Origin of the sequence: Mesoterricola silvestris, assembly GCF_030295405.1 — a bacterium.
GTDB lineage: Bacteria > Acidobacteriota > Holophagae > Holophagales > Holophagaceae > Mesoterricola > Mesoterricola silvestris.
Window position 1 is genome coordinate 1805781 of record NZ_AP027080.1, and the last position, 21837, is coordinate 1827617.

General features: G+C 60.9%; 40 protein-coding genes and 1 other RNA gene. 11 read left to right on the forward strand and 30 right to left on the reverse strand.

The genetic code is table 11. The annotated features are described in order from the left end of the window. Nucleotides 1-2: 2 nt before the first annotated feature. From R2J76_RS07595 to R2J76_RS07735, 30 genes are all read right to left on the reverse strand, one after another. The gene (locus R2J76_RS07595) at nucleotides 3-194 is read right to left on the reverse strand and encodes a hypothetical protein (RefSeq protein ID WP_316415227.1); all 192 of its coding nucleotides are present in this window, start codon (nucleotides 192-194) and stop codon (nucleotides 3-5) included. A gap of 9 nt (nucleotides 195-203) precedes the next feature. Beyond that, complete coding sequence (locus tag R2J76_RS07600) at nucleotides 204-464, reverse strand: hypothetical protein (RefSeq protein WP_316415228.1); 261 nt, start codon at nucleotides 462-464, stop codon at nucleotides 204-206. A 32-nt stretch (nucleotides 465-496) separates the two neighbouring features. Then, nucleotides 497-805, reverse strand: a complete 309-nt coding sequence (locus R2J76_RS07605; RefSeq protein ID WP_316415229.1) for a hypothetical protein — start codon at nucleotides 803-805, stop codon at nucleotides 497-499. 37 nt (nucleotides 806-842) lie between these two features. Beyond that, nucleotides 843-1700, reverse strand: coding sequence for a hypothetical protein (locus R2J76_RS07610; protein WP_316415230.1), 858 nt, complete (start codon nucleotides 1698-1700; stop codon nucleotides 843-845). Nucleotides 1701-1733: 33 nt separating this feature from the next. Then, nucleotides 1734-1931, reverse strand: coding sequence for a DUF551 domain-containing protein (locus tag R2J76_RS21545; RefSeq protein ID WP_394366790.1), 198 nt, complete (start codon nucleotides 1929-1931; stop codon nucleotides 1734-1736). Nucleotides 1932-1951: 20 nt separating this feature from the next. Beyond that, entirely contained in the window at nucleotides 1952-2185 is a 234-nt protein-coding gene (locus R2J76_RS07615; protein WP_316415231.1) for a hypothetical protein, read from the reverse strand. 20 nt (nucleotides 2186-2205) lie between these two features. After that, a complete protein-coding gene (locus tag R2J76_RS07620) occupies nucleotides 2206-2382 on the reverse strand; it encodes a hypothetical protein (protein ID WP_316415233.1) in 177 nt (58 codons plus the stop codon). Nucleotides 2383-2513: 131 nt separating this feature from the next. Further along, nucleotides 2514-3548 carry a tyrosine-type recombinase/integrase gene (locus R2J76_RS07625; protein WP_316415234.1) on the reverse strand — a complete coding sequence of 345 codons (1035 nt, stop codon included), beginning with the start codon at nucleotides 3546-3548 and terminating at the stop codon, nucleotides 2514-2516. After that, a complete protein-coding gene (locus tag R2J76_RS07630) occupies nucleotides 3545-3769 on the reverse strand; it encodes a hypothetical protein (RefSeq protein WP_316415235.1) in 225 nt (74 codons plus the stop codon). Before R2J76_RS07630 ends, R2J76_RS07625 begins: the two co-directional genes overlap by 4 nt. Then, nucleotides 3766-4050: a hypothetical protein gene (locus R2J76_RS07635; protein ID WP_316415236.1), complete on the reverse strand. Its 285-nt coding sequence runs from the start codon at nucleotides 4048-4050 to the stop codon at nucleotides 3766-3768. Before R2J76_RS07635 ends, R2J76_RS07630 begins: the two co-directional genes overlap by 4 nt. After that, nucleotides 4047-4298 (reverse strand): hypothetical protein, encoded by a 252-nt coding sequence (locus R2J76_RS07640; protein WP_316415237.1) that lies wholly within the window; start codon nucleotides 4296-4298, stop codon nucleotides 4047-4049. Before R2J76_RS07640 ends, R2J76_RS07635 begins: the two co-directional genes overlap by 4 nt. Before the next feature lie 678 nt (nucleotides 4299-4976). Beyond that, nucleotides 4977-5183 (reverse strand): hypothetical protein, encoded by a 207-nt coding sequence (locus tag R2J76_RS07645; protein WP_316415238.1) that lies wholly within the window; start codon nucleotides 5181-5183, stop codon nucleotides 4977-4979. A gap of 433 nt (nucleotides 5184-5616) precedes the next feature. After that, entirely contained in the window at nucleotides 5617-5811 is a 195-nt protein-coding gene (locus R2J76_RS07650; protein WP_316415239.1) for a hypothetical protein, read from the reverse strand. Nucleotides 5812-5829: 18 nt separating this feature from the next. Then, the gene (locus R2J76_RS07655; protein ID WP_316415240.1) at nucleotides 5830-6027 is read right to left on the reverse strand and encodes a hypothetical protein; all 198 of its coding nucleotides are present in this window, start codon (nucleotides 6025-6027) and stop codon (nucleotides 5830-5832) included. Nucleotides 6028-6613: 586 nt separating this feature from the next. Continuing rightward, nucleotides 6614-6853, reverse strand: a complete 240-nt coding sequence (locus tag R2J76_RS07660; RefSeq protein ID WP_316415241.1) for a hypothetical protein — start codon at nucleotides 6851-6853, stop codon at nucleotides 6614-6616. Between the two features lie 8 nt (nucleotides 6854-6861). After that, nucleotides 6862-7023, reverse strand: a complete 162-nt coding sequence (locus R2J76_RS07665; RefSeq protein ID WP_316415242.1) for a hypothetical protein — start codon at nucleotides 7021-7023, stop codon at nucleotides 6862-6864. A 2-nt stretch (nucleotides 7024-7025) separates the two neighbouring features. Next, the gene (locus R2J76_RS07670; RefSeq protein WP_316415243.1) at nucleotides 7026-7478 is read right to left on the reverse strand and encodes a hypothetical protein; all 453 of its coding nucleotides are present in this window, start codon (nucleotides 7476-7478) and stop codon (nucleotides 7026-7028) included. 12 nt (nucleotides 7479-7490) lie between these two features. Further along, on the reverse strand, nucleotides 7491-8342 hold the full coding sequence (locus tag R2J76_RS07675; RefSeq protein WP_316415244.1) for a PD-(D/E)XK nuclease-like domain-containing protein: 852 nt from the start codon (nucleotides 8340-8342) through the stop codon (nucleotides 7491-7493). Continuing rightward, a complete protein-coding gene (locus tag R2J76_RS07680) occupies nucleotides 8339-8554 on the reverse strand; it encodes a hypothetical protein (protein WP_316415245.1) in 216 nt (71 codons plus the stop codon). The genes R2J76_RS07675 and R2J76_RS07680 overlap by 4 nt, the downstream gene beginning before the upstream one ends. Continuing rightward, on the reverse strand, nucleotides 8551-8790 hold the full coding sequence (locus R2J76_RS07685) for a hypothetical protein (protein ID WP_316415246.1): 240 nt from the start codon (nucleotides 8788-8790) through the stop codon (nucleotides 8551-8553). The genes R2J76_RS07680 and R2J76_RS07685 overlap by 4 nt, the downstream gene beginning before the upstream one ends. Beyond that, nucleotides 8787-9047 (reverse strand): hypothetical protein, encoded by a 261-nt coding sequence (locus R2J76_RS07690; protein WP_316415247.1) that lies wholly within the window; start codon nucleotides 9045-9047, stop codon nucleotides 8787-8789. The genes R2J76_RS07685 and R2J76_RS07690 overlap by 4 nt, the downstream gene beginning before the upstream one ends. A 273-nt stretch (nucleotides 9048-9320) precedes the next feature. Further along, nucleotides 9321-9455 carry a hypothetical protein gene (locus R2J76_RS07695; RefSeq protein ID WP_316415248.1) on the reverse strand — a complete coding sequence of 45 codons (135 nt, stop codon included), beginning with the start codon at nucleotides 9453-9455 and terminating at the stop codon, nucleotides 9321-9323. Next, nucleotides 9456-9656, reverse strand: a complete 201-nt coding sequence (locus R2J76_RS07700; RefSeq protein ID WP_316415249.1) for a hypothetical protein — start codon at nucleotides 9654-9656, stop codon at nucleotides 9456-9458. Nucleotides 9657-10067: 411 nt separating this feature from the next. Then, nucleotides 10068-10625: a hypothetical protein gene (locus tag R2J76_RS07705; protein ID WP_316415250.1), complete on the reverse strand. Its 558-nt coding sequence runs from the start codon at nucleotides 10623-10625 to the stop codon at nucleotides 10068-10070. Nucleotides 10626-11933: 1308 nt separating this feature from the next. Further along, the gene (locus tag R2J76_RS07710; protein ID WP_316415251.1) at nucleotides 11934-12356 is read right to left on the reverse strand and encodes a hypothetical protein; all 423 of its coding nucleotides are present in this window, start codon (nucleotides 12354-12356) and stop codon (nucleotides 11934-11936) included. A 300-nt stretch (nucleotides 12357-12656) separates the two neighbouring features. Then, nucleotides 12657-12972: a transfer-messenger RNA gene (gene ssrA / locus R2J76_RS07715) on the reverse strand. A 232-nt stretch (nucleotides 12973-13204) separates the two neighbouring features. Beyond that, the gene (locus R2J76_RS07720; protein ID WP_316415252.1) at nucleotides 13205-13450 is read right to left on the reverse strand and encodes a hypothetical protein; all 246 of its coding nucleotides are present in this window, start codon (nucleotides 13448-13450) and stop codon (nucleotides 13205-13207) included. A 152-nt stretch (nucleotides 13451-13602) separates the two neighbouring features. Then, entirely contained in the window at nucleotides 13603-13824 is a 222-nt protein-coding gene (locus tag R2J76_RS07725) for a hypothetical protein (RefSeq protein WP_316415253.1), read from the reverse strand. 355 nt (nucleotides 13825-14179) lie between these two features. Then, the gene (locus tag R2J76_RS07730; protein ID WP_316415254.1) at nucleotides 14180-14785 is read right to left on the reverse strand and encodes a hypothetical protein; all 606 of its coding nucleotides are present in this window, start codon (nucleotides 14783-14785) and stop codon (nucleotides 14180-14182) included. Nucleotides 14786-14789: 4 nt separating this feature from the next. Then, nucleotides 14790-15209: a hypothetical protein gene (locus R2J76_RS07735; protein ID WP_316415255.1), complete on the reverse strand. Its 420-nt coding sequence runs from the start codon at nucleotides 15207-15209 to the stop codon at nucleotides 14790-14792. 600 nt (nucleotides 15210-15809) lie between these two features. Here R2J76_RS07735 and R2J76_RS07740 point away from each other — a divergent pair. The 11 genes from R2J76_RS07740 (at nucleotide 15810) to R2J76_RS07780 (ending at nucleotide 21719) form a co-directional block, all read left to right on the forward strand. Beyond that, the gene (locus R2J76_RS07740) at nucleotides 15810-16313 is read left to right on the forward strand and encodes a hypothetical protein (RefSeq protein WP_316415256.1); all 504 of its coding nucleotides are present in this window, start codon (nucleotides 15810-15812) and stop codon (nucleotides 16311-16313) included. A 387-nt stretch (nucleotides 16314-16700) separates the two neighbouring features. Further along, nucleotides 16701-17243 carry a hypothetical protein gene (locus R2J76_RS07745; protein ID WP_316415257.1) on the forward strand — a complete coding sequence of 181 codons (543 nt, stop codon included), beginning with the start codon at nucleotides 16701-16703 and terminating at the stop codon, nucleotides 17241-17243. Further along, nucleotides 17240-17623 (forward strand): hypothetical protein, encoded by a 384-nt coding sequence (locus tag R2J76_RS07750; protein ID WP_316415258.1) that lies wholly within the window; start codon nucleotides 17240-17242, stop codon nucleotides 17621-17623. The genes R2J76_RS07745 and R2J76_RS07750 overlap by 4 nt, the downstream gene beginning before the upstream one ends. Continuing rightward, nucleotides 17620-17751: a hypothetical protein gene (locus R2J76_RS07755; protein WP_316415259.1), complete on the forward strand. Its 132-nt coding sequence runs from the start codon at nucleotides 17620-17622 to the stop codon at nucleotides 17749-17751. The genes R2J76_RS07750 and R2J76_RS07755 overlap by 4 nt, the downstream gene beginning before the upstream one ends. Then, entirely contained in the window at nucleotides 17748-18590 is an 843-nt protein-coding gene (locus tag R2J76_RS21550) for a DNA cytosine methyltransferase (RefSeq protein ID WP_394366791.1), read from the forward strand. The genes R2J76_RS07755 and R2J76_RS21550 overlap by 4 nt, the downstream gene beginning before the upstream one ends. A gap of 12 nt (nucleotides 18591-18602) precedes the next feature. Next, nucleotides 18603-18809 (forward strand): DUF6011 domain-containing protein, encoded by a 207-nt coding sequence (locus R2J76_RS21555; protein WP_394366792.1) that lies wholly within the window; start codon nucleotides 18603-18605, stop codon nucleotides 18807-18809. Beyond that, nucleotides 18796-18978: a hypothetical protein gene (locus R2J76_RS07760; RefSeq protein WP_316415260.1), complete on the forward strand. Its 183-nt coding sequence runs from the start codon at nucleotides 18796-18798 to the stop codon at nucleotides 18976-18978. The genes R2J76_RS21555 and R2J76_RS07760 overlap by 14 nt, the downstream gene beginning before the upstream one ends. Continuing rightward, entirely contained in the window at nucleotides 18975-20342 is a 1368-nt protein-coding gene (locus R2J76_RS07765) for a DEAD/DEAH box helicase (RefSeq protein ID WP_316415261.1), read from the forward strand. Before R2J76_RS07760 ends, R2J76_RS07765 begins: the two co-directional genes overlap by 4 nt. Continuing rightward, nucleotides 20339-21229 (forward strand): DNA-methyltransferase, encoded by an 891-nt coding sequence (locus R2J76_RS07770; protein ID WP_316415262.1) that lies wholly within the window; start codon nucleotides 20339-20341, stop codon nucleotides 21227-21229. Before R2J76_RS07765 ends, R2J76_RS07770 begins: the two co-directional genes overlap by 4 nt. Beyond that, complete coding sequence (locus tag R2J76_RS07775) at nucleotides 21226-21537, forward strand: DUF1064 domain-containing protein (RefSeq protein ID WP_316415263.1); 312 nt, start codon at nucleotides 21226-21228, stop codon at nucleotides 21535-21537. The genes R2J76_RS07770 and R2J76_RS07775 overlap by 4 nt, the downstream gene beginning before the upstream one ends. Next, a complete protein-coding gene (locus R2J76_RS07780; protein WP_316415264.1) occupies nucleotides 21534-21719 on the forward strand; it encodes a hypothetical protein in 186 nt (61 codons plus the stop codon). Before R2J76_RS07775 ends, R2J76_RS07780 begins: the two co-directional genes overlap by 4 nt. Nucleotides 21720-21837: the final 118 nt, after the last annotated feature.

The window sequence follows — 21837 nt, forward strand, 5'->3', positions numbered from 1 at the left end:
ATCTACAGCCATTCGAAACGCCAGCCCTTGCGCTCCAGCTTCGGGCGGCGGTGTGCCATGGCGACCGCCCCAAGCCCGACCATCCAGCGGAGGATGGGGGCGGCTTCCGTGCAGACCCAGGCATTGCCCTTGAAGGTCCACACAGCACCCGCAACGAAATGCGGGGCGGTCACTCGGAGCAGGCGTTCACTCATGGACAGGCGCTACTTCGCGCCCATGACGGTGATGGCAAAGCACTCGGGCTGGCGCTTCAGGATTCGGAAGGCTTCCTTGAAGCCGTCCTGCTTGCCGATGAATTCATCTCCGAACAGGGCGGTCGTGCAGCGCAGGGAATCCCCGATTTCCGGTTCATCATTGGGGCAGTCGAAGGACGCAACCATGGGGATTTTGTGTTCCTTGCAGACCGCGATGATCTGCTTCATGAGGGGCGAGATTTTCTGGTCGTAGATTTCTTCCTGGGTCACGTTGCCCTCCTTGGGCGGGTGGATTTTGGACATCAGCGAGCGAGAGACGCCGTGATGGTGTCGTCAATGAGGTCCAGGGTGGCTTTCACGGTGCTGGCGCAGGGACCGGCGGTGTGTGCGCCGCCCTCTGGGTAGCCCTCGGCCTTCATCCGCTCCATCCAGGCAGTGGACGCCGCAGCCATGACTGCGCCGTAGCCGTAGCGGTCGCACAGGTTGCGGGTCGGGATGTATTCGGGCGTGTCCTTCGGGTAGGTGGGCTCCGTGGTGCAGAGCGCAAGGACTTCGCGGCACTCCCGCAGCGCCTTCCGCATCTGGGTGACGATCTCTGGATCTGGGGTCATGGTGTGCTCCTTTCATGGGTCCAGGCGACCCTGGACATTACGCGATCCAGGCTTCGGGGCCAGGGTCGATGGGTTTCGGATCTCGGTGCGAGGCCACCATGGCGGCGGGCCGCATCCACTTCTTGCTCAACGCCCGCCATTCGCGGGGGTAGTCGATGTAGCGGTCGGCGGGCTGGTAGAGCTGGGCGAACGGCATCCCGCCAAGGGACCAGACCTTTTCCAACCGGGCCTCGGCCTGGGGGATGGTTTCCCCGCCGAACCCGATGAGGGTGAAACACCGGAGCTTCTTCCGGCCCAGGTAAGAGAGGAGGCCCAGGGCCTTCTCCAGTGGGCGCAACGCCCCGGCGGTGTCAGCGGCAAGGAACACGGCCCCCACGCGGATCCCGCGCAACTGGTCCGCGAACCACTCGTCAACCAGGTCCGCTTGAATGCCCCCGGAGAAGTAGGCGGCCCGGCGCTGGCGGTTGAGCATGGCAATGACCTTGAGGATGTGGTCCCGCCCGGCCTGGAGCAGGTTGTTGTCCTGGACCATCCATCCGTCCGGGAAGTCCTGGACCTCGGCCAAGCGGCCCTCGCGCCCGGGGACCAGGCACCAGGGGCATTTCTTGTTGCATCCCCGGGTGGTGAACGTCACGCCCTTCCGGAGGTAGCGGCCAGGGACGAAGGACTCCAAGGGGGATCCCATGGCCGGGCCTCCCAGCTTGACCACCGGGTAGAACCGTCCCCACTCCCGGGCGAGGCGCTGGGCCTCGGGGATGTCCCAGGTGAAGGCCACGCTCACATGAACCTCATCAGCCTCCGGGCGCAGCCCGTCCAGGGGAGGGTTGCCCACGAAGGCCATGGGATCCGTGGGGGTCAAGCTGGTCCTGCGGGGAAAGACACGGATGAGGTTCAAGGGGGCTCCGGAGGGGGCGAGGCTGGACAGTGGCTATTGGGTTGGGGGTTCGGGGAGGGGCATCCAGTGGGTCGGTGATGCTCCGATTCCGCACTTGGGTTCGTCGATGACGAGCCATCCCTGCTTCCGCTTTCCTTCGTACCAGATCCCAACATGGACTGACCCTGGGAACCCGAGCAGGATGGGTTTCTGGTGTTTTTTGGGGGCGGTGGCGATCGGCTTCCAGATCATGTCGGCTCCTGGACATTCGGTTACGATTCGATGGCCTCGTCCCAGAACCCACAACGGTCCTCGGCGGCACGGAATGCGGCGACGATCTCATGGCCGCCCAGGCGGGACAGGACGCGGAGGCTGGCGTCATCCGCAATGGAGTGGGCCTCCAGGGTGTTGCCTGGCTCCAGGCTGTTGAGGATGGCGATGGCCTCCTCCGGTGTGAAGGTGATCGGTGGCCGCTTGAGCCGGATGATTTCTTCCCTGACGGTCAAAGGTCCCTCCAGGTGGATATTCACCCGATCTCGTGGGCGAGGTTTTCGAGGTGGCCGGCCTCGATGAGGAATGCGTCCTCGCCGTAGGCTACGGAGTTACCGGTTGCAAGGCGATGCTGGTTCTCTGCCTTCATGGCCTCGACCCTGGCGTTGCTGGCGAGGGCGGAGATGAGGATTCGAGTGGTATGGGGATCCATGTCATGTTCCTGGGCTGTTATGCTTCGGGCAAGTTGTCGAAGTCCGCGAACGTCACCCAGGGATGAAGTGCGAGGGCGCGGAGCATGAAATTGAGGTTGCGAAACATGGCGTGGTTCCTCCTTTTGGACAGTTACTTCTGGGTTTCAGACTTGGAGATCTCGGGCAGCACGCGCGGCCCGATGCCTCCGACAAGGTAGGCGGGGATCGCTTTCCGGAGGTCGAGCTGGTCCAGGTGGGCCACGTACCGCTGAGTGGTTGCGATGGTCGCGTGGCCCAGGAGATCCTTCACGGCCACCAGGTTCCGGGAGTAGAGGTAGGTCGAATCCGCGAAGGTGTGGCGCAGCGCGTGGGGTGTGATGCGCTTGCGGATTCCAGCCTTGTCCGCGGTATCACGGATGATCTTGGAGGCGGTCTTCGTGCTCAGTCTCCATCCGCACTGGTGGCGGTCCTCAGCGAGGAACAGGGCTCCGGCGTCACCGGCCCTGCGGCCCGTTGATTCCAAGTATTCGTCCACGGCCTGGCGCACTTCCTTGCGAACCGGAATCATGCGGTCCTTCCCTCCCTTGCCCTGTCGCACGTGAACCGTGCATCCGCCGGCGGCGTCAGCCAGGAAGTCCCGAACGTCCAGGTTACAAAGCTCAGCAATGCGGACGCCAGAGCCCAGGGCGACGATGCAGAGGGCGTAATCCCGGAAGGATCCCTTAGCCACCTGGAGGAACGCCTTGATCTCTTCCGGGTTCATCACCTGGTGGGGGTTGAGCACCTTGGCCGTGGGAACCTTGAGCAGGTAGAACACCTGGTCGATGCTGAGGGAATGTCCCTGCATGGCCCCGGTCCATTTCAGGAACGAACGCAGGGCAATGATCCTGTGGGCTTGGGTGGGTTTGCCGGGAACGGTCGCCAGGATGTGGGAGTGGAATCCGACGAGCTGGGCAACCCGCAAATCCTCGGGCCGCTCAACGCTCATCCAGTCCATCGCCAACATGATGTCACGGCGGTAGTTCCGTCCTGTCTTGCGATTGTGGGGATGCTGGGAAGCGATGTAGGCGTCCACGACAGCCTCGATAGGGGCACGAGGGCTAATCTCGATGACGCCCTCAACCTCGCGCAAAGCCTCGATTTCTGGGTTCTCATCGATGTTGAAAACAGGAACCTCATCCCTCACGCTGCCCTCCTGAGAAACGTTTTTGTGATTCGGTGACGGGAATTGAGCCGCGCCGTTGGCCAATAGACCCGGCCATCGTCGCAGTGTTCGCAGGGCTCGACCCAGCCGGGTTGGAACATGGTCGCCTTTTCGGTGTAGGCGATGCCGGTTCCGTTGCAGTGGGTGCAGGTTTGGGTGGTGGGGAAGACCCGATCCAGGGAAGCGAAGATGCGCAGGTTCATGCGGCCACCTGGTGGATCACCTGTGCTTTCTTCGCGGCGTGGTAGTCCCGATCCTGCTGCCTCGCCACGGCACAGGTCTTGTAACCCGGCGTGGGTAGTTTCCCGCAGTGGGGACACAGGCCCTTCTTGCGGCGGTCGGTTTCGAGGGCCTGGACGCGATCCGAATTGGCTTCGGCGCAGTAACCGCATTCCACCTGGCCAGGGACAGCGTCCTGGTGGTGACACCTGACACATGTGCCGGCGGCTTTGTCGGCGTAGTAACGTTCCGTCCAGCGGCTCATGATGCCCTCTCCACGGGATGCCATCGCGCAGCTTTCTGCGCTTCCAGGCATTGGATATCGACTTCCAGGTCGTGCTTGTCCCACGCCCATTTGGTGCGGGCGTTGATGTCGGTCCAGGATGGACGGACGGCAAGGTGGGCCTCCAACTTCGCCCTGAACGAGGCCAGGAAGGCGTCCAGCTTGTCCTCTGGAATGGATTTGATGATGTCGGTCTTTTCGGCGAGGGTCTGGTAGCGGATGGGGTTCATTGGAGGTTGGCCCATAGGAGGATGGTTCCGATGACGGCGAGGATGGCCAGCACCTTGTTGGCGGGGCCGGTGATGTCGATGGGCTCAAGGCGGGGTTCCATTACGCGCTCCGTTCAAAAGGCATCGCAGAGGTGAACCCCTGGGTCTCTACGTGCTGCTTGGCCTCGTCCAGGGTGTGGAATGGCCCCGCCGGTTCCGGCCCGATCCTGGGGCTTCCTGGGGGCGTCCAACGGTGTTCCGCGTGGTAGGCCCACCATTCGCCGCCATAGAGGACCGCTTTGTGTCCGTCGCGGTGGACGGATGCGTGGGGCTGGCCCAGGATGTCTAGGCGATCCTCCCAGGGGTTCATGACGCAATCTCCAGACGGCCCGACTCCATGAGCCAGAGCCACGTTTTGTAGACGGCTTCCAGGAAGATCCGGTCGCGTTCTTCCCTGGGCAGGAGGCCACGCCCGCCGGTTCTCCCATCAATAAGGTCATGGCATGACCCACAGAGGAAAGCCGGGATGTCGTGTGCCTTGTAGGACCCACCCTTGCCATGCTGGAGGGAGTTGGAGTGGCACCCGACCATTTCACCCTCGCAGCCACCCCCACAATTCATGCAGTGGGGGGCAAAGCGGGCGAGGTCGAGCAAGGCCCGATTTCTGTATGTGATTTGCTTGAGGTAGGCGGGCATGGCTTATGTCACTGCCTTCAGGAGGCGCGTGGGGATGGTGAAGAAGGGATAATTCCCCGTGGGATCGAGGGTGACGGCGGCGTAGTCCTCTCCGCTGTCCATGGAATCCTCGGCAGAGCACCCGTAATCACAGTCCATCAGGTCATAGACCGTTGAACCGGCAGGGTGATCGAGATAGGTTTCCTTGATTTTGTAGGTCTGCATGGGCATGGCGGTCCTTCCTTTCCAGGAATGGGTTGGATAACGCCTTGAGGGAGCGTTGTGAGCTTGGGGGTGTCGAGTTTGGTTGTGCAGTCCATCCCCTGACCTAGCCCTTGCACCCGCCCTTGTTTAGCCTCGGTAGGCAGCGCGAGGATGGGTTAGAAGGGGAGGGAATGCCCGCAGTGGTCGCACTTCGTGAACCCCGCGAACTGGACTTCCTCCACCATGTGTCCCCGACCACACTTCGGGCAGTCGCACCCTGGCAAGGGATCCGGCTTGATGGGGAGCATGAACGGAGGAAGGGGGCGCAAGGACCGGATTCGGCACAACTCCTTCACCAGCGTATCGATGGCATGCTGGTATTGTTCTTGAGCGTTCCGAATCTGGCCCACGAGATAAGCTTCGTGTTCGTCAATGGGGTCCATGGTTCACCTTTCAGGAGTCACTCGGATGTTGCGATTTCGATCTGCGCCTCACGCTTGGAAGCGAGGCGGTCAAATTTGATCGGCTTGAAGTCGGGGCAGTTGTGGCCGCAATCTTCATCCGTCCTACGGTCTTGAAACTCGCAAAGCCCCGAGTTGCCCCAGTTGCCACGGACTTTTAAGAAGTGGCGGCAACCGCCGCAATCCTGGCTCATGGATCCTCCTGGGACGGGTCAACGGTAGAAGTGGACTTCCGGATGCTCGGACATAATCCGGACCATGGCGCGGTCACACGCCTTGGGGAACCAACGCTTGAACCGCTTGATCCAGCGCGTCATCCGGCGTTCTGTTGGGGAGCCCCTCGAGGTGCGTTTCCGGCGGCGATACCACTTGATACGGTGGGGATCCGCCTTCGCGGCGAGTTTGAGCATGGGGGCTCCCAGCATTCACTAGATGAATCCCTGGAGCACAGCGGCCCCAGCGGCGATTTCTTTGACCTTCCAAAAGGGCTCGGGGTTTTCTTCGCTGTTCCAGCCCCCGATACCTTGCCGATCCCAGGTATGCCAGGTCCCGTAACCCTCCCAGCACGTTGCTACGCATCGGGGGCGCTTACCCGGCAAGCGAACCATGAGCCTCCATTCACCCTTCTTACGGCGATTTTCTTCCCAGTGAAGGATCTGCACTTGGGTTCCTTTCTCCTAGGCGGTCAATGTGAATCCGCTCAATGCAGGCCCCGGGGAAGGGGCCTGACTTCAACGGATTGTGCAAGCGGGGCAGGGAGGGGTTGTGGTGCTAGTAACTCCCTGCCAGTGCGGGCTCCCCCCGCGTGGGTAAAGGGATTTTGAGGTAGGGGTCAGGCTCGGATACGGCCCGCCCAAGGTAGCCCAACCCGCTTGGAGCGTCCCCGCTGGGCGTGCAGTTCTGCCGGTCATCGTGGGCCTGTGGTGTCGCATGGATAGCGGCCCATCCCAGGATGAGGACGGTCAGGACGAGGCAGAGGGTGAGAAGCATGGGCGTCTAGGAGTCGGCGAGGAAGGCCCCACCCGTGACGAAGCAGAGGGCGAATGAGCCCCACCCGACGAGGCTGGAAAGCAGGACGCGGACGATGCCCCAGGCCACGTCCAGGGTCGGGACCGGGGTCTGCTTCACGGCTTCGATGATCTGGACAATGCCGCCGATGAGGCAGACGTAAACGCCCAGGTAGAGCGACAAGGCGATGCCGCAGACGATGATGAGGACTCCGATGATCTTGTTCATGGCTCCCTTCAGTAGGAAATTGAGATGTGCCGCACCTTCTTCAGGTAGACGGCGTTGATGACCTGCTTCGCGTCGTGTTCCGAAAGGCCCAGGGCTTGCAGGTCGGAGAGGGCTTCGAGGTTGAAGGACTTCTTGTGGGCTACGTCTTCTTCGTGCGCAGTTTCAGCCATGGCTACTCCTGCGGCGCGGGCTTGGGCTCGGTCTTGTGCATGACCACCTCAAACGCCTTCCGCTTGGGCAGCTTGATCGGGATCGTCATGTCCTGGGGGATCTCCGGGCTTCCCCAGATGCGGATGCAGGGTTGGCCCTTCATGGGACCGGCGACTTCCACCTTGCCCTCATAGAGCGTGACTTTCTTGCCCTTCCAGTTGGCCAGGGTGGGGCCGAACATGGCCTTGATGCAGATGGCATTGGTCTTCGCCAGCACCAACTGCATTTCCTTGCCCACGAAGGACATGATTGCCTTCAGTTCCTCTCCTTTCTCGCCTTCCAGCTTCTCGTGCTTGACTTCGGCGATGGTGAGCGTGACCTTCTTCCCGTCCAGGATCCCGGCCTTGAGAAAGCGCCCTGGGTAGAGCTGGTCATAGTTCTTGGGTTGAGCGAGCGGTGCGGGTGAAGCGGCCATAGAAGCTCCTTTCTATGCGGTGAGGTCGAGGCCGATGTCTGAGAGGTCTTCGTCTTCGCTGTCCATGGCCCAGGCCGGCAGCGTGAGGTCCTGTTCTTCCATGGCCCTGGGCGGCCAGGTGTTCGTGTCTTCGCATTCCTTGAGGGTTGCCTGGAGGCGCATGTATTCTTCGTGCCCCTGGGCCAGGACATCCTCAGGGGTGTTGAACACGGCGGGTTCGTAGGGTTCCTTGCTTTCCACGGCCAGAAAGACGAACCGCGGAAATTCTCCGGTGAGGTGATACCAGCCGTCGCAGTAGAGGGCGGATTGGATGTGGTAGCCGAGTTTGTAGGCATCGGCTCCGAACTTGCGCGGGCTGCTGTCGCGGGTGGTCTTGAGGTCCGAGAGAACGGTTTGCCCGTTGATCTTGGTAACCCAATCCACTCGGCCTCGCATGGGCCTTCCGGTTTCCGGGTCGATCCATTGGATGGTGACTTCCGCGATGCCGTCTTGGAGGTAGCGGGCGGCAGGGCCGAAATTGCGGATGGCATTCCGCATCCCCTCCACGTTCTCATACTCGGATGCGGACAAAATTGACCGGTTCGCGTTGGCCTCCTTGAAGGCAAGCCAGTCCTTCCCCCGCTTGTCGCCGTCCCAGATGACGTAATCCTCCTTGAAGCGTTCGGGCTCCAGGATGGCGGTGTGGGTTGCGGTTCCCATGGCGAGGGCAGGGGTTGAGCCGGTGTCGGGATGATCCTTGGCCCACTTGAAGGCCAGCGGGGAGCGCATGAGCTTCTTAAGGGCTGACGCGCTCAATCCCGGCAGCTTGAGGTAATCCGCAAACGGGATGTTGGGGTTGATGCCCGGGACGTTGGGCAGAATCATGCAGTCTCCTTAAAGAGTGGCCGCTGCCCCATTGCTTCGGCTTTGGCGGATTCGTATTCGTCCATCGCGGATTGATCGGAAGGGCTCCACAGATCGGGAACCACGAGGGTTACGTCTTCGTCCCCTACTTCGCGGTGGTAGGCGTGGAGCTTCTTCCAGACCATCAACCGTGCTGCAAGGGCATCGGCGGCTTTCTGGAGGCGGGTCGTCACAGGGCCACCCGCAGGTGCTTGGACACGGGCCGAAGGATCGCCGCAAGCTCCGGCTCCATCGCCTTGCGTTCGGCGTGGGCGATGAGGCGGGCATCCTTGATTCGGGCGATGGTCGCGCGGAGTTCTTCCTGGACCATGAGGTCAGGATTCGGCTTGCTCCGCTCCTGGCAGAGTTGGTGAATGTAGACGCTCAATTCCGGGTCCCCGAGGTCGCGGTAGGGTTCGACGCGGCTCATGCGGCCATCTCGTGGGCAAGGGCGGCGATGTCGAAGGCTGAGAGGGAGCGGCGGTAGAGCTGATCCATGGCTTCCCGGTGCATGCGCTGAAGCAGGGGATGCGTCCAGTCCTTCCCGCCGATGTCTTCGGCAACCTCCATGGGCACCTGATCCATGGGAAGGGTCACGATGCCGAAGAGGCCGCTGGGGTGGTGGACGTGGACGATCAAGGAATAGACGCCCTTGATATCCGTCTCGGTCAGCTTGTGCAAGCTCACGCGGCAGGTTTCAGCCTGATTGGCGAAGGTGCGCGGGGCGGTGGAGGCGGCAGGGGCCGCAGGGGCTTGAACTTGATCACCATGCATGGTTCCTCCTGTGCGCTCAAGGGCGCGATGTGGGGCGGGTATATCCGCTCAATGCGAGAGCCCGGCAATGTTGGTTGCGGGGCTCTCGACTTCAACGGATTAAGAATCACGGTTTGGGTATACAGCAGCGGGCTTGTGCTGCGCTTCGCAGGCGCCTGGGGTCGTGCCCCTGCCGTGGTGCGGGGCTCACCCCCGCGTGATGGACTTCACCTTGAATCGGGGGTCGCGGCGGTATCCACTGCCCGGCGCGACCGGAAGGGCTGGCACATGCGGGATCTGCGAATCCGGCACGATCACCAGCGGGTTGAGAAGTTGTTCCATCTAGGCCCCCAACTCCCATTCCTTCTGGGCTTCGGCGGTCAGGCTGACGTTGGCTCCCTTGGCCCAGGAACGCGCCCGCTCCATGCCGAATCCGTCATCCAGGGTGGCGAACAGGGTTTTGTGGGTCACATCGGAAAGGACGGTGATCACCCTTCCGTGTGCGTTGTGGGAGACGTAGGCCGTGGCCTTGGTCTGGGGCATGGTGGGCTCCTATTTGCGGGACTTGAGTTGACGGCGAACCTTGTCGGAGGCGTAGATGTCGCTGCATCCCTTGGGCAGCTTCAGCCCTTCGGCGCTGGTCAGGCTGCTGAGGTAGAGCCACCCGCCGATGCTGTCGGGCAGCTTCAGCCCTTCGGCGCTGGTCAGGCTGCGGAGGTCGAGCCACCCGCCGATGCTGTCGGGCAGCTTCAGCCCTTCGGCGCTGGTCAGGCTGCGGAGGTCGAGCCACCCGCCGATGCTGTCGGGCAGCTTCAGCCCTTCGGCGCTGGTCAGGCTGCTGAGGTAGAGCCCCCGCCGATGCTGTCGGGCAGCTTCAGCCCTTCGGCGCTGGTCAGGCTGCTGAGGTAGAGCCCCCGCCGATGCTGTCGGGCAGCTTCAGCCCTTCGGCGCTGGTCAGGCTGCTGAGGTAGAGCCCCCGCCGATGCTGTCGGGCAGCTTCAGCCCTTCGGCGCTGGTCAGGCTGCTGAGGTAGAGCCACCCGCCGATGCTGTCGGGCAGCTTCAGCCCTTCGGCGCTGGTCAGGCTGCGGAGGTCGAGCCCCCCGCCGATGCTGTCGGGCAGCTTCAGCCCTTCGGCGCTGGTCAGGCTGCGGAGGTCGAGCCACCCGCCGATGCTGTCGGGCAGCTTCAGCCCTTCGGCGCTGGTCAGGCTGTGGAGGTCGTAGTTGAGGTTGCGCCCGCTTTCAGCCATCTGCCGGATGCAGTCGTTGATACAGTCGATCCGGCGCGGAAACTTGGCCAGGATGGCGCTCTTGAACTCGTTCCGGTCCTCGCCGGGCATCACGCGGATATCCAGGGAGTCGCCGGTATCCTCCCGGGTCCACTCGAATTCCCGGTAAGTTTCGGGCTTGAGTTTGAGGATGGCTAGGGTGGCGTCGTGGCTGGTGAGATCGAGGCAGAGCACCTTGGGGTGTTTTTCGATGGTCACGAGGCCGGAGAGAAACTGACACATTGCAGGTTCCTTTCTGGTTTAGGCACACTCCCTACGCTCTCGCCATGAGGGGATAGGAAACGCGCAGATAGGGTCCAGGGAGGGGAAGGATTGAGCGCTACCCGCTACTCGCGCGCGCATTCAGCGCGGACGTTCCTAACTCCCCCGCACGTCAGGGCGTATGCCTACGCGGTCTGACGCTCCCTGGATGGGGATCGGATCGGCCTCCGCACGTTGGCCCGCCAAGGCCAGGGGTTGCCGATCCGATTTTGAGATTGGAGCCACACACAAGGCGCCAGGCAGGTCCAAGCATTCCACCGGCACTCCTGGCCGCCTTGTGTGTGGGTTGTCACATGCTGCCGAGGCGTCGGCTAGAGGCCCAACGGGATCAGGGCCACGGTCGCAACCCGCGCTTCCCTTCCGTCTGCCGTGCATGTGATGGGGCCAGCGGGGCGCGTCAACGCATCCCGCTGGGTTGTCCTGGGCGCGTCGGCTTGAGGCGCTACAGTCCCAGGATGGGGGGATTGGCGGGGGCTTCACGTTGTGGCCCCCCTGCTAGGCGTTGTGCGGACCGAATGCGGGGTTAGCGCATGGTGCCAGTGCAGGTTTTCACGCGGCAGGACGGAGTGATTCCGTTGATCTTCGGTCCAGATATGTCCCCTGTCGATTGTTGATGGGCGCTCTATGCCCCGACAGCGCGTGATGGGTGGTGCTGATAGGTTCCTGGGGGCCGGGCGCTACTCCGGCTCTCACGAATAACGGATCGTGCCGCCTCGCGTGTCCGCTTTCCACGTCGCCCCAGGATGCCGGTCTTCCCCGACTGCCATTCGGACTGAAACTTTGGTGGGCCATCCGACTGCCGCTCGAAGGCGGGTGCATATATCCCCTTGCTGGCGGATTGGTAGCAGGTGCGGGAGTTGAACCCGCCTGGATGAGCTTATGAGACTCTTCCGGTCATCCGGACCACCTGCATCAGATACCGGATGTCGGGGATTCTTTATCAGCCCCTATCAGGACCAACCCGCGCTACAGCCCAGCCGTGATTGCTCTACGGCTCATCCGGTTTGGTTACCCGGTTACCACATCCGGGGCCGTCATCTCGCTACGGCGGCTGTATCTAACGCCCCATCCGGGGAGGGCTCCCAATTCAGGGAGACTCAACCCAACTCTGCCCTGGCACTCGCTGCAAGGCGAGCTAGTCGTGAGGGCAGAGCAGGGACAGACTTCCCGCGCTTCCATGGTTGAGGCCACTTCGCCGCCATCGGCCCAGGGACGGAGGTCCCACCGATGCGATTGCACCTGTCATTTCAGGTTGGGGAATTAGGTCGGCTACTGCCAGAACGAAACGTAAAGCTCGGTGAATTCCTTCATGCCGTTGCGCCACCGTTCTTCCAGGGGTGCCCGCCATGCCTCGTAGGATTTCACGCCAACCCAATCGTCACTCACGAGGGTTTCCATGGCCTCCCACCCGTCCAGGATGATTTCCAGCTTGGCCTTGTATTCTTCGGGCTCCAGGTAGAGCGGATGACCGTGGTGCCGGTCCAGGAATTCCTTCATGAGCCCGCGCGTCACCCCGGCGTGGTAGCTGCACAGGTCGAAGATGTCGCCCGGGGCGTAACCGTATCGCGCCCTGGCCCAGGCATCCTGCAAATCCCACCAGAGAAGGCGGGGGGCCTGGAGCCAGTGGAGCCACCAGCGGTCGCAGAAGGGCCGCCACGAGTTTGAGACGCGCCATTGAACGTAGTTGGGCATAGTGTCCTTTCTTTGTTGAACTTCATCGAACGCCAGGGCCGAAACGCTGGCGCTCGCTGAAACTCAAAGGCATGCCCAGGATCGGAAATCCTTCAGGAGTTCGGAATTGGGCGTCTTCTGCCGCTTGCTTGGGGGTAGGTCCCTCCACCATCGGGCCGCGACCACCACACGGTTGGCTAACCCCGCGTTGGTCACCATGGCCAGGAAGTGCATTCGCTTGTCTTCGGCTTGTTCGGTCATTGATGCTCCTTTCAGGGTTGTCTTGATCGAAGGGTCCGAAGACCCCTCGCTTAAAACAACTGGTGGATCTGCGGGGAATCGAACCCCGGTCCAAGAAGAAAAATCACATTCGCGGATTACAGGCTTTGCACTACAGGGTGCTGGTTAAGCACCTCCACCACCTGACCAACTGCCACGGGGTCAGGTCCGTTGTGCCCCGGGTTTAATCCCAGAGCATGGTTAGGCGGCCTGCGCCATGGGGCGGAAGCTGCGGGCAAACGGAACAACATTGCTGTGTTTGGCGTTTTGCTTTTGATCGGCTTGATGAGGGGGCCAACCGATCAACCCCCGCCTGCGCTTGTGCAACCTCTCAACCTGTCGAAACCTTGTCAGACCCAGGCTCCTGGATGGGCTCCAGGGGGCCTTGTTGCGTCACCGCGCAGGATTTCGCCAGCCTCACTGGGTCAAGAACCCGTTTTGCGGTGTCTGTTTTCTCGGCCCCCTTAGCCACGCTTCGTTGTCGTGAGTCCGGGGTGATTTTCAAAGAAGGTTGGAAGCCATGACTCCCAATGCCTCAAGCCCGGGCTCTCCGGGCAGTGCGGGAAACATGTTTTGGGGATCAGATGGGGCTAGGAGAGAAGGCCACCTATGCGCTTGTGCCGCTCGATAAACTCCAGAACTTCCTTGTCGATAGATCCGACGCAGTTCACGGCCCCGCCCATCTCCATGTGGACATTTTTGACCGCAGGAAGTCCGATGTTGGCAATCGCTTCCCGGGCCTCGTTCGCGGCATCGCGCAGCCGGTTGAGCGCCACGATAGCCGCTTCCACTTCCTTGGTTTCAACCTTGATCGTTAGGCTTGCGATGTCGGTCATGGTCTTGGGCTCCTGGGGGATCGGTGCTGCGATGTATTCAAGGTAGACATTATGTATCCATTCCGCAAGAGGGTAATTGTCACAGAGTTGTAACTTTATGTAAGCATTAAAAAACCCCGCATTTGCGGGGCCCTCTTAGACTCATGAAGGGGTCAAAACGGGATGGACCAGCTCATTGGAATGGGGGTGAGGCAGTTGGAATAGGAGAGGATCACGGCGACATTGAGGGGATAGCCGCTGCTCACAACGAAATCCACCGTATCGCCGCTTGCCGACTTCTGGAGGTTTGAGACGTTCGCACCCGTGATCGTCCAGGTGTAAGTATTAGTTGCACCGGCTACTTCAGCATCTTTGACCCAGAAGTGATAGGCCATCCCCAGGGATCCCGAGGGCTGGGTTGAATACAGGAGGCTCGGCCCCTGGACCAGGTGAACCGTGCAACTCGCCGATGCGCGGGCATCTCCAGGGTGAGTAGCTGTCACAACGGCAGACCCGGCCTGGACGTTGGAGATGGATACCATGCCTTGGCTATCCACGTAGACGGCCCCGGTGGCTGGGTTTGAAGTCCAGATGGCACCCGGAACCGTGGATGTCAACTGCGCCGATGAACCCGCAGGGATTGTGACGCTGGAGGGGTTGACCGCAATCGCCGGAACAGGTTTCGAGGTTGAGGCACCCCCACACCCCATGATGATGACAAGAGCCATGGGGGCCATGGCGGCACGAATTCTAAACATCGTTGGCGCTCCGCTTCTCTTTGGCGATGACTTCTCTGGTCTTTCTCCCTTGGGGATCACGGTAAAGGAAGATGATCCGGCTCTCGTCTATTTTGGCCCCAAGTTCTTCGGCCACGATTCGGGATGTACCATTTTCCCACTCCATCTCTGTGCCATGGAACTTGGCCCCCATGGCATTCGATTTGGATACCTTGTCCATGCGCGTTGGGCGTCCAAATTTTGTTACCAATGCTTCGGCAATCGCCGTGAAATCATCCTTTTTGGGGCTAAAAGAGAAGAAAGCGAGCTGAAAGCCATCTCCAAAGTCATCAAACGAACAATACATGTCGGATGATATACCGGCGATGGTCTCCTTAACGAACCGGGAAGGCGAATCCTTGGTCCCGCCGGTAAACGTGACCTTGGGCCTGAGCGCGTTGAATTCCTTCATCGTCATCCCAAGTCGATAATTTTTGAAGGCGAAGGGTGGGGCCGGTGCCACCGGTGCGGGTTCCACCTGGGGCACAGGTGCAGGGCCTTGAACCTTGCTTGATTCGCATCCCAGGGCAACGATAAGAGCGAGTGCAACCGGAAAGAGTTCTATTCCGCGCACCGGCATCCTCCTAGTGGTCATGCCCGATATTGGGCTTCCCCATTGTACGCACCATTTCTAGAATTGCTTTCCTCTGTTCCGGCGTAAGGTCTTTCCCCTCGTGGAAAAGGTCATTTGCAAACTGGCGGGCGTCCATTGCGGCAGAATCCCATACCTCGGCCTCAATTCCCATAGGGGCTTCAGATGGGTCATCCAATAGAGTGCGCCAATCCTTTTTGACGATGGCCCCCAGCAGTTTCATGGATGTTTCGCCAGGGCGATGCTTATTCCCCTTGGCAACACTGAGGTATTTTTTGAGGCTGTTGTAGGACAGGCCGAGGGCATCGGCCACATCAATATTGGTGGCCTTGGGAATCCTGGTCTGGATAATCCCCTTCGCCTCCTTCACCCAAGCGCGAAATAGGGATCGTTTTGTCCAATCGTCAGCCATGCCTCCATTCTGGCGGTCGTGTACAAAATGTATAGGGAGACACCCCTTGACAGAGGGATACATTATGTCTACCTTGTCCTTATGGTCATCAACGCTCCCCTCACCCTTGCCAACTGGACCCTCCTGGCCGAGATGAGCCGAAATGGGTTGATCCCTGTGACCGAAAACACCCTCAAGGCCATCCGGTTCAACCGTAGGCGGTGGACTGAAGACCTTTCGATTACTGTTCACCGGGCCACCTCTGGAGCGATTCCGTGCTGGTCTACTCGGCCCGACTTGTTCTCGGTTGGGGTTCTGCCCCCCTGCCTCCTGGATCATCCCTCGCCCCCGGAGGCCGCATGATCCCCCTGGACAAAATTGACCACTCTGGCGGTTGGCTGGCATCCGTGGTCCCGCCGCAGCTTGAGGACGGTCTGCACCTGACGTGCGGCCTCGCACAGCTCGGGGAAATCGCGGTCCCCGAACGTGGCCCAAGCGTCGAGGGGGATGAGGTTGGGCGTCCGTGGTTCGGGCATCAGGCCGCTTGTCAGCGTCTCCCCATCCCGGACCCGTTTGTAGGTCCGTCCTACTTGCACATTTGACACCAAGGAGCTTCCCATCATGGAATCCAATCTCGCTCATTGTCTCCCTGAAGGCCAGCCGGAGAATTTTGAAGAGAGTCGCATCAAGCGATTCAAGCGGCGCCTGAACCAGGAGACGGTGCTATGTGGCCGGGAGCGCAAGGCCATCGCCACCGACATGCAGTGTTCCCAGTCCTCCCTTTCGATCTGGCTGGACCATGGGCGGGGCTCCATGCCGGTGCATTGGCTCCCGGAATGGACGCGGGAAGTGGGCCCGGGGCTCCTGTCCTGGATAGCCAAAGAGAACGGCTACTCCCTGGTCCAGGAAACCGCTGGCGAACCCGTTCCCGTCATGGACGCGGGGCAGCTCATGGCCCTCATCGCCCTCCACCACGGCAAAGCGATGGCCGGGATGATCCAGGCCCGGGAAGACGGCGTGATCACTGAGCAGGAGAAGCGGGACGTATTCCCCGACCTCCAGAGGCTCATTCGTGAACTGGAAGCCCAGGCCGAGAATTTCCGGCCCGGTGGAGGTGATCTATGACCCCGTTCCTCAACATCGCCAAACTCATCGTCGTGGGAGCCTGCGCCCTCATGATCCTGATGTTCGCGCCTGAATTCCTGGTGCCGAATGACCCCCAATCGTGAAGCCCTCATGCAGATCCGCTGCCAAGTGGCCCTTGCGGAATCGTCCCTCTGGTCAAGGCCCGAAACTACCCTTGCCCGCCAGACGCTCCGCAGATCGCTAGACCTCCTGGCCAATTTTGACCACCTCCCGGAAGCCGCTGCGCTCCTGGGGGATGCCGACACCGCCCTTCAGAACCGACCCGGAACCTCCCGGGCGATGTGTGCCCTTCGCTACGCCGCCGTGCTACTGGCGGAACTCATCAAATCATCGGCCCACAAAGCGGCCTAAACCATGGAGAAAACAATGAATGCTCGTGAGAAGCAGAACGAAACCGCGCCGTTCAAGGTGGGGGATCGGGTGGAGGTTGCGGATGCCCCTTACCTCCTACACGATGAAGAAAAAATTGGGTCCGTGCTTGAAACCGGGATTGCTGATGGTCGCCGGGGATCTATTTTGGTTGTCCTGGACAACTATGACGGGGACCCCCTAACATTCCTCCCGCATGAGTTGATCAAAAAAGCGGACGCCCCGGCCATGGTGGTCTACGACTCCCCCGAATACGCCCGTTCCCTGGAAAAGGAAATCGTCAGGCTGACGGCGGAAGCCGAAACCCTCCGGGCCGAGCGCACCAAGTGGACGGAAGAAGCGGCCAACTACGCCCAGAATGCCGACCACCACAAGGCCAAGCACGAAGAAGCCGAAGCCGCCCTCCTGGAAGCCCGTGCCCAGCTTGAGGACATAGCCGCCCTGATCCGCGCCGGTCGCATCCTCCAGGACAGGGGCGGAGCCACATGTTGGGACCACATGCTGGACGGTATGGACCATGTGATGGGGAGGGCCGCATGAGCCAGACGCCCCTTCAGACCCTTCGCGCCCTTGAGGCAGCGGCCACTCAAGGCAGGTGGACCGTGCCCCACTTCGCCAGACCCAAGGTGGGCTGTGAATGTGGCTATATCTTCGCCGATGGCCAGGACGGTATGGGTTCCATCTGTGATATCCACTTTGGGGATGAGGATGAGCCCAAAGAGACTGCGGCTGCGAACGGGAAACTCATCGCGGCGATGCGGAACCTCGCACCGGAACTCCTGGATCTGTGGAAAGCGGCAGAAGAGGCCCGGCTGGAAGGCGAGAGGGTCAGACTTCCGAATCTGGAAAGCCCCTGCGTGTGCCCGACCTGCAAAGCCGTGCTGGCCCTGAATGCCAAAGCCCAAGAGGTGATGGCATGAACGTCCTCGCCGATAACTTCCCCCTGGTCGTGGTCATCCTTGCCTGGTTTGGGCTCATGGGTTGGTTCAGCCATGATCCCAAGCCCAAGGAACGGCGGTTCCCGCACCTGACCAGGAAGGGTAAATGAATGTTCCACTTCGTGAACTCCATCTCTTCGCCGGAGCCGGGGGCGGAATCCTCGGAGGAATCCTTTGCGGCCATGTGTGCGTCGGCGCCGTTGAGCTGGAGGAATACCCTCGGTCTGTCCTCCTGCAACGACAGCGAGACGGCATCCTGCCCTGGTTCCCCGTCTGGAATGATGTCTGCACCTTCGACGGAACGCCCTGGAGAGGGCACGTTGATGTCATCGCTGGAGGATTCCCCTGCCAGGACATCAGCGCAGCCGGAAAAGGCGCAGGAGTTGCTGGGGGGGGGCGAAGCGGACTCTGGCGGGAATTTGCCAGGATCATTCGTGAGGTGGGACCGCGCTACGTCTTCGTGGAAAACTCCCCAATGCTCACTCTTCGGGGACTCGATATCGTCCTTGGTGACCTGGCCGAACTGGGGTTCCATGCGGCATGGGGCGTGTTGGGCGCACACCACGCCGGAGCAATTCACCAGAGGGACCGAATCTGGTTGCTTGGTAGGAACGCCTACCACCCGGAATCGGCCCCGATCCGCATCCCACCGAGAAGGGAGATTGCCCGGCCCTGGGGAATTGGTTCAGATGGTTCCCACTGCACGGGCATCCATGTGGAAGAACCGCAAATGGTGGGCTCGGAAGAACCCTATGGGGAATCTAGAGGAACTGCCATCCATGTTCCCGAGTCTTTTCTCGGAACTCCATGGGAAATATGTCAACCCCCAATGGTTGGAATGGCTGATGGGATGGCCGATTACGTGGGCCGAGTTAAGGCCATTGGCAACGGGCAAGTTCCGGCAGTGGCTTGCCTCGCATGGCGCACCCTCATGCACCGCCTTGGGTAAGGAAGACATCGCATGAGTGACCGTTGCCGCATTTGTCACCGCATCCTCAAACAGCCCGAAGCCCTCGCGCTCGGTATGGGATCCGTGTGCGCGAAGAAGTGCGGCTACAAGCGCCCCCGGAAGCTCCGCAAGCCCAGGGTCACGGCGCTATTCGACCTCAAGGCGCAATGCCTGGGGGTTCCCCTTTTCCCATTGGAGGTGATAGATGGTCAGGCATGACATGCACCAAGCCAACCAACATGCACGAAGCGAGGTGATCCGGCATTCCCATGGCTGGCTCACGCCTGAAGAACGGCAGAAGGAAGCCGAGGCCCAGGAGAAGCGCCGGAAGGAAGAACGGCGTCTGGAGGCCCTGGGTATGAGCCTGTTCCAGGAGGGGGAAGCGTGAGCGATTACGCCTCGTTCCTGGACTCCAAGGCGATCCGGGCCATTCCGACCGGACTGCCCAGCCCTGCCGAGCCCCCGGCCATGCTTTTCCCCTTCCAGCGGGATATCGTCAAGTGGGCACTGCGCCGGGGCCGCGCCGCGATCTTCGCGGATTGCGGGCTCGGGAAGACCCCGATGCAGCTTGCATGGGCGGATCAGATCCCGGGGCGGGTGCTGATCCTTGCCCCCCTGGCAGTGGCCCAGCAGACATGCAGGGAAGGCCAGAAATTCGGTATCGGCGTGACCTATTCCCGGGTCCCCTGTGATGACCGCATCGTCATCACCAACTATGAAATGTTGGAGCACTTCAACCCTTCCGACTTTGCCGGCATCGTCCTGGACGAATCCAGCATCCTGAAATCCTACGATGGTAAGTTCCGCAACCAGATCATCGACTCGTTCCGAGACACCCCGTTCAAGCTGGCATGCACGGCCACGCCCGCGCCGAACGATCACATGGAGCTTGGGAATCACGCTGAATTTCTGGGGGTTCTGACCCGCACTGAAATGCTGTCCACATTCTTCGTCCACGATGGCGGGGACACCTCCCAATGGCGGCTCAAGGGCCATGCCCAAAAGGATTTCTGGCAGTGGGTATGCTCCTGGGCCGTGATGATCCGGAAGCCCTCCGATCTGGGGTATGAGGATGGCGCGTTCACCCTTCCGCCCCTGGAAATGCATCAGCATATTGTGGAGGCCATGAGCACCCCTGAAGGCGCATTGTTCGCGCTGGAGGCAACGACCCTCCAGGAACGGCAGCAAGCCCGCAAGGGAACGACCAAGGAACGCTGCGAGGCCGTTGCCGCGCTGGTGGCCGAAAAACCTCATGAGCCTTGGCTGGTGTGGTGCAACCTCAACGACGAATCCGCAACCGTTACCAGCATGATTCCCGGCGCGGTCGAAGTTACGGGAAGCGACTCAAACGAAAAGAAGGAGTTGGCCATGCTCGGGTTCGTCACGGGCGATGTGCAAATCCTGACCAGCAAACCATCCATCTGTGGATACGGCATGAACTTCCAGAGGTGCGCCAATGTGGCGTTTCTCGGCCTGTCGGACTCCTATGAACAGTTCTACCAGGCCGTTCGCCGGTCCTACCGTTTTGGGCAGACCCAGACCGTCCATTGCCACATCGTGACCAGCGACATCGAAGGCGCGGTAGTCGCAAATATCCAGCGCAAGGAAGCCGACGCGGCCCGTATGGCGGCGGAAATGGTTGACCACATGCGCGACATGAACGAGGCCGATATCCGGGGCAGTGTTCGGACTTCGGATTCCTACGAACCCCGAGTTGACATGGAACTCCCCTTCTGGATGGTGGCCGCATGAAGATCCTGAACCAAGAATTCGGCGAGAACTGGGCCGCTTACCACGGAGATTGCGTGGAGGTGGTTGCCGGTTTGCCGGACAATTCTGTCCACTACTCCATCTTTTCCCCGCCCTTCGCCTCGCTCTACACCTATAGCGCGAGCGACCGGGACATGGGTAACTGCCGGGACGCCGATGCGTTCTATAAGCACTTCTTTTTCCTGGTCCAGGACATGCACCGGGTCATGATGCCGGGGCGTCTGGTTTCGTTCCATGTGATGAACCTGCCCGTCTCCAAGGAACGGGATGGGTTCATCGGCATCCGGGACTTCAGGGGCGACCTGATCCGCATGTTCCAGGACGCCGGGTTCATCTTCCATTCCGAGGTGTGCATCTGGAAAGATCCTGTCACGGCCATGCAGCGCACGAAGGCCCTGGGGCTCCTGCACAAGACGATCCGGAAGGATTCCAGCATGTCCCGGCAGGGCATCCCTGACTACCTCGTGACCATGCGCAAGCCCGGGGACAACCCGGAACCCATCGCTCATACACCGGAACAGTTCCCCGTGAGCCTCTGGCAGCGTTATGCCTCGCCTGTGTGGATGGACATCAACCCAAGCGACACCCTCCAAAAGGAATCCGCTCGGGAACACAACGACGAACGCCATGTATGCCCTCTCCAGCTCCAGGTGATCCAGCGCGGCCTTGAACTCTGGTCCAACCCCGGCGATACCGTCCTCTCCCCATTCATGGGGATTGGATCAGAGGGCTTCCAGAGCGTCAGGATGGGCCGCAGGTTCATCGGGGCTGAACTCAAGGCGTCCTACTGGGGCCAGGCATGCCGGAATCTCCGGAGCGCAGAGAACGCCCAGCACGGGGGACTGTTTGATTGCGAGGTGGCCGGATGAACGCACCCTCCAAATACAAGAACGTCCGCACCAACGGGTTCGCCTCCAAACGCGAGGCCAAGCGGGCGTTTGAACTCCAACTCCTGGAAAGGGCAGGGGAGATTACCGACCTCAAGATGCAGGTTCCCTTTGAGGTGGTTCCATCCACACCTGGAGAGCGTCCCGTGTTCTACGTGGCGGATTTCGTCTACCTCAAGGGAGGGAATCAAGTGGTCGAGGATGTGAAAGGCGTCCGGACCGACGTTTACAAGATCAAACGCAAACTTATGGCCCATGTCTACGGAATCCAAATCCAGGAGGTTGCATGAGAACTCTTGCCGCAATATCCCGTGACATCGCCGCCCTGGCCCAGGAAACAGCGGCCTACTACGAAACGGTCCCCAATGCCTATCGGTTGGACATCGGCCTAGCAACCCAGGCCCTACTCAACGCGAAAACCTGGACCGGCAGAACCCATGAAGCCATCGCGGATACCAAGGGTGCCGCATGAAACCGCGGTTCAGGGGCGTCCGAGCTACCGAAAGGCTCCCTGAACCCTACCGAGTGGTGGACATCCTCACCAACGACCCACGGGAAGTTATCCAGGGCGAATGGAACGCCTACTGGCG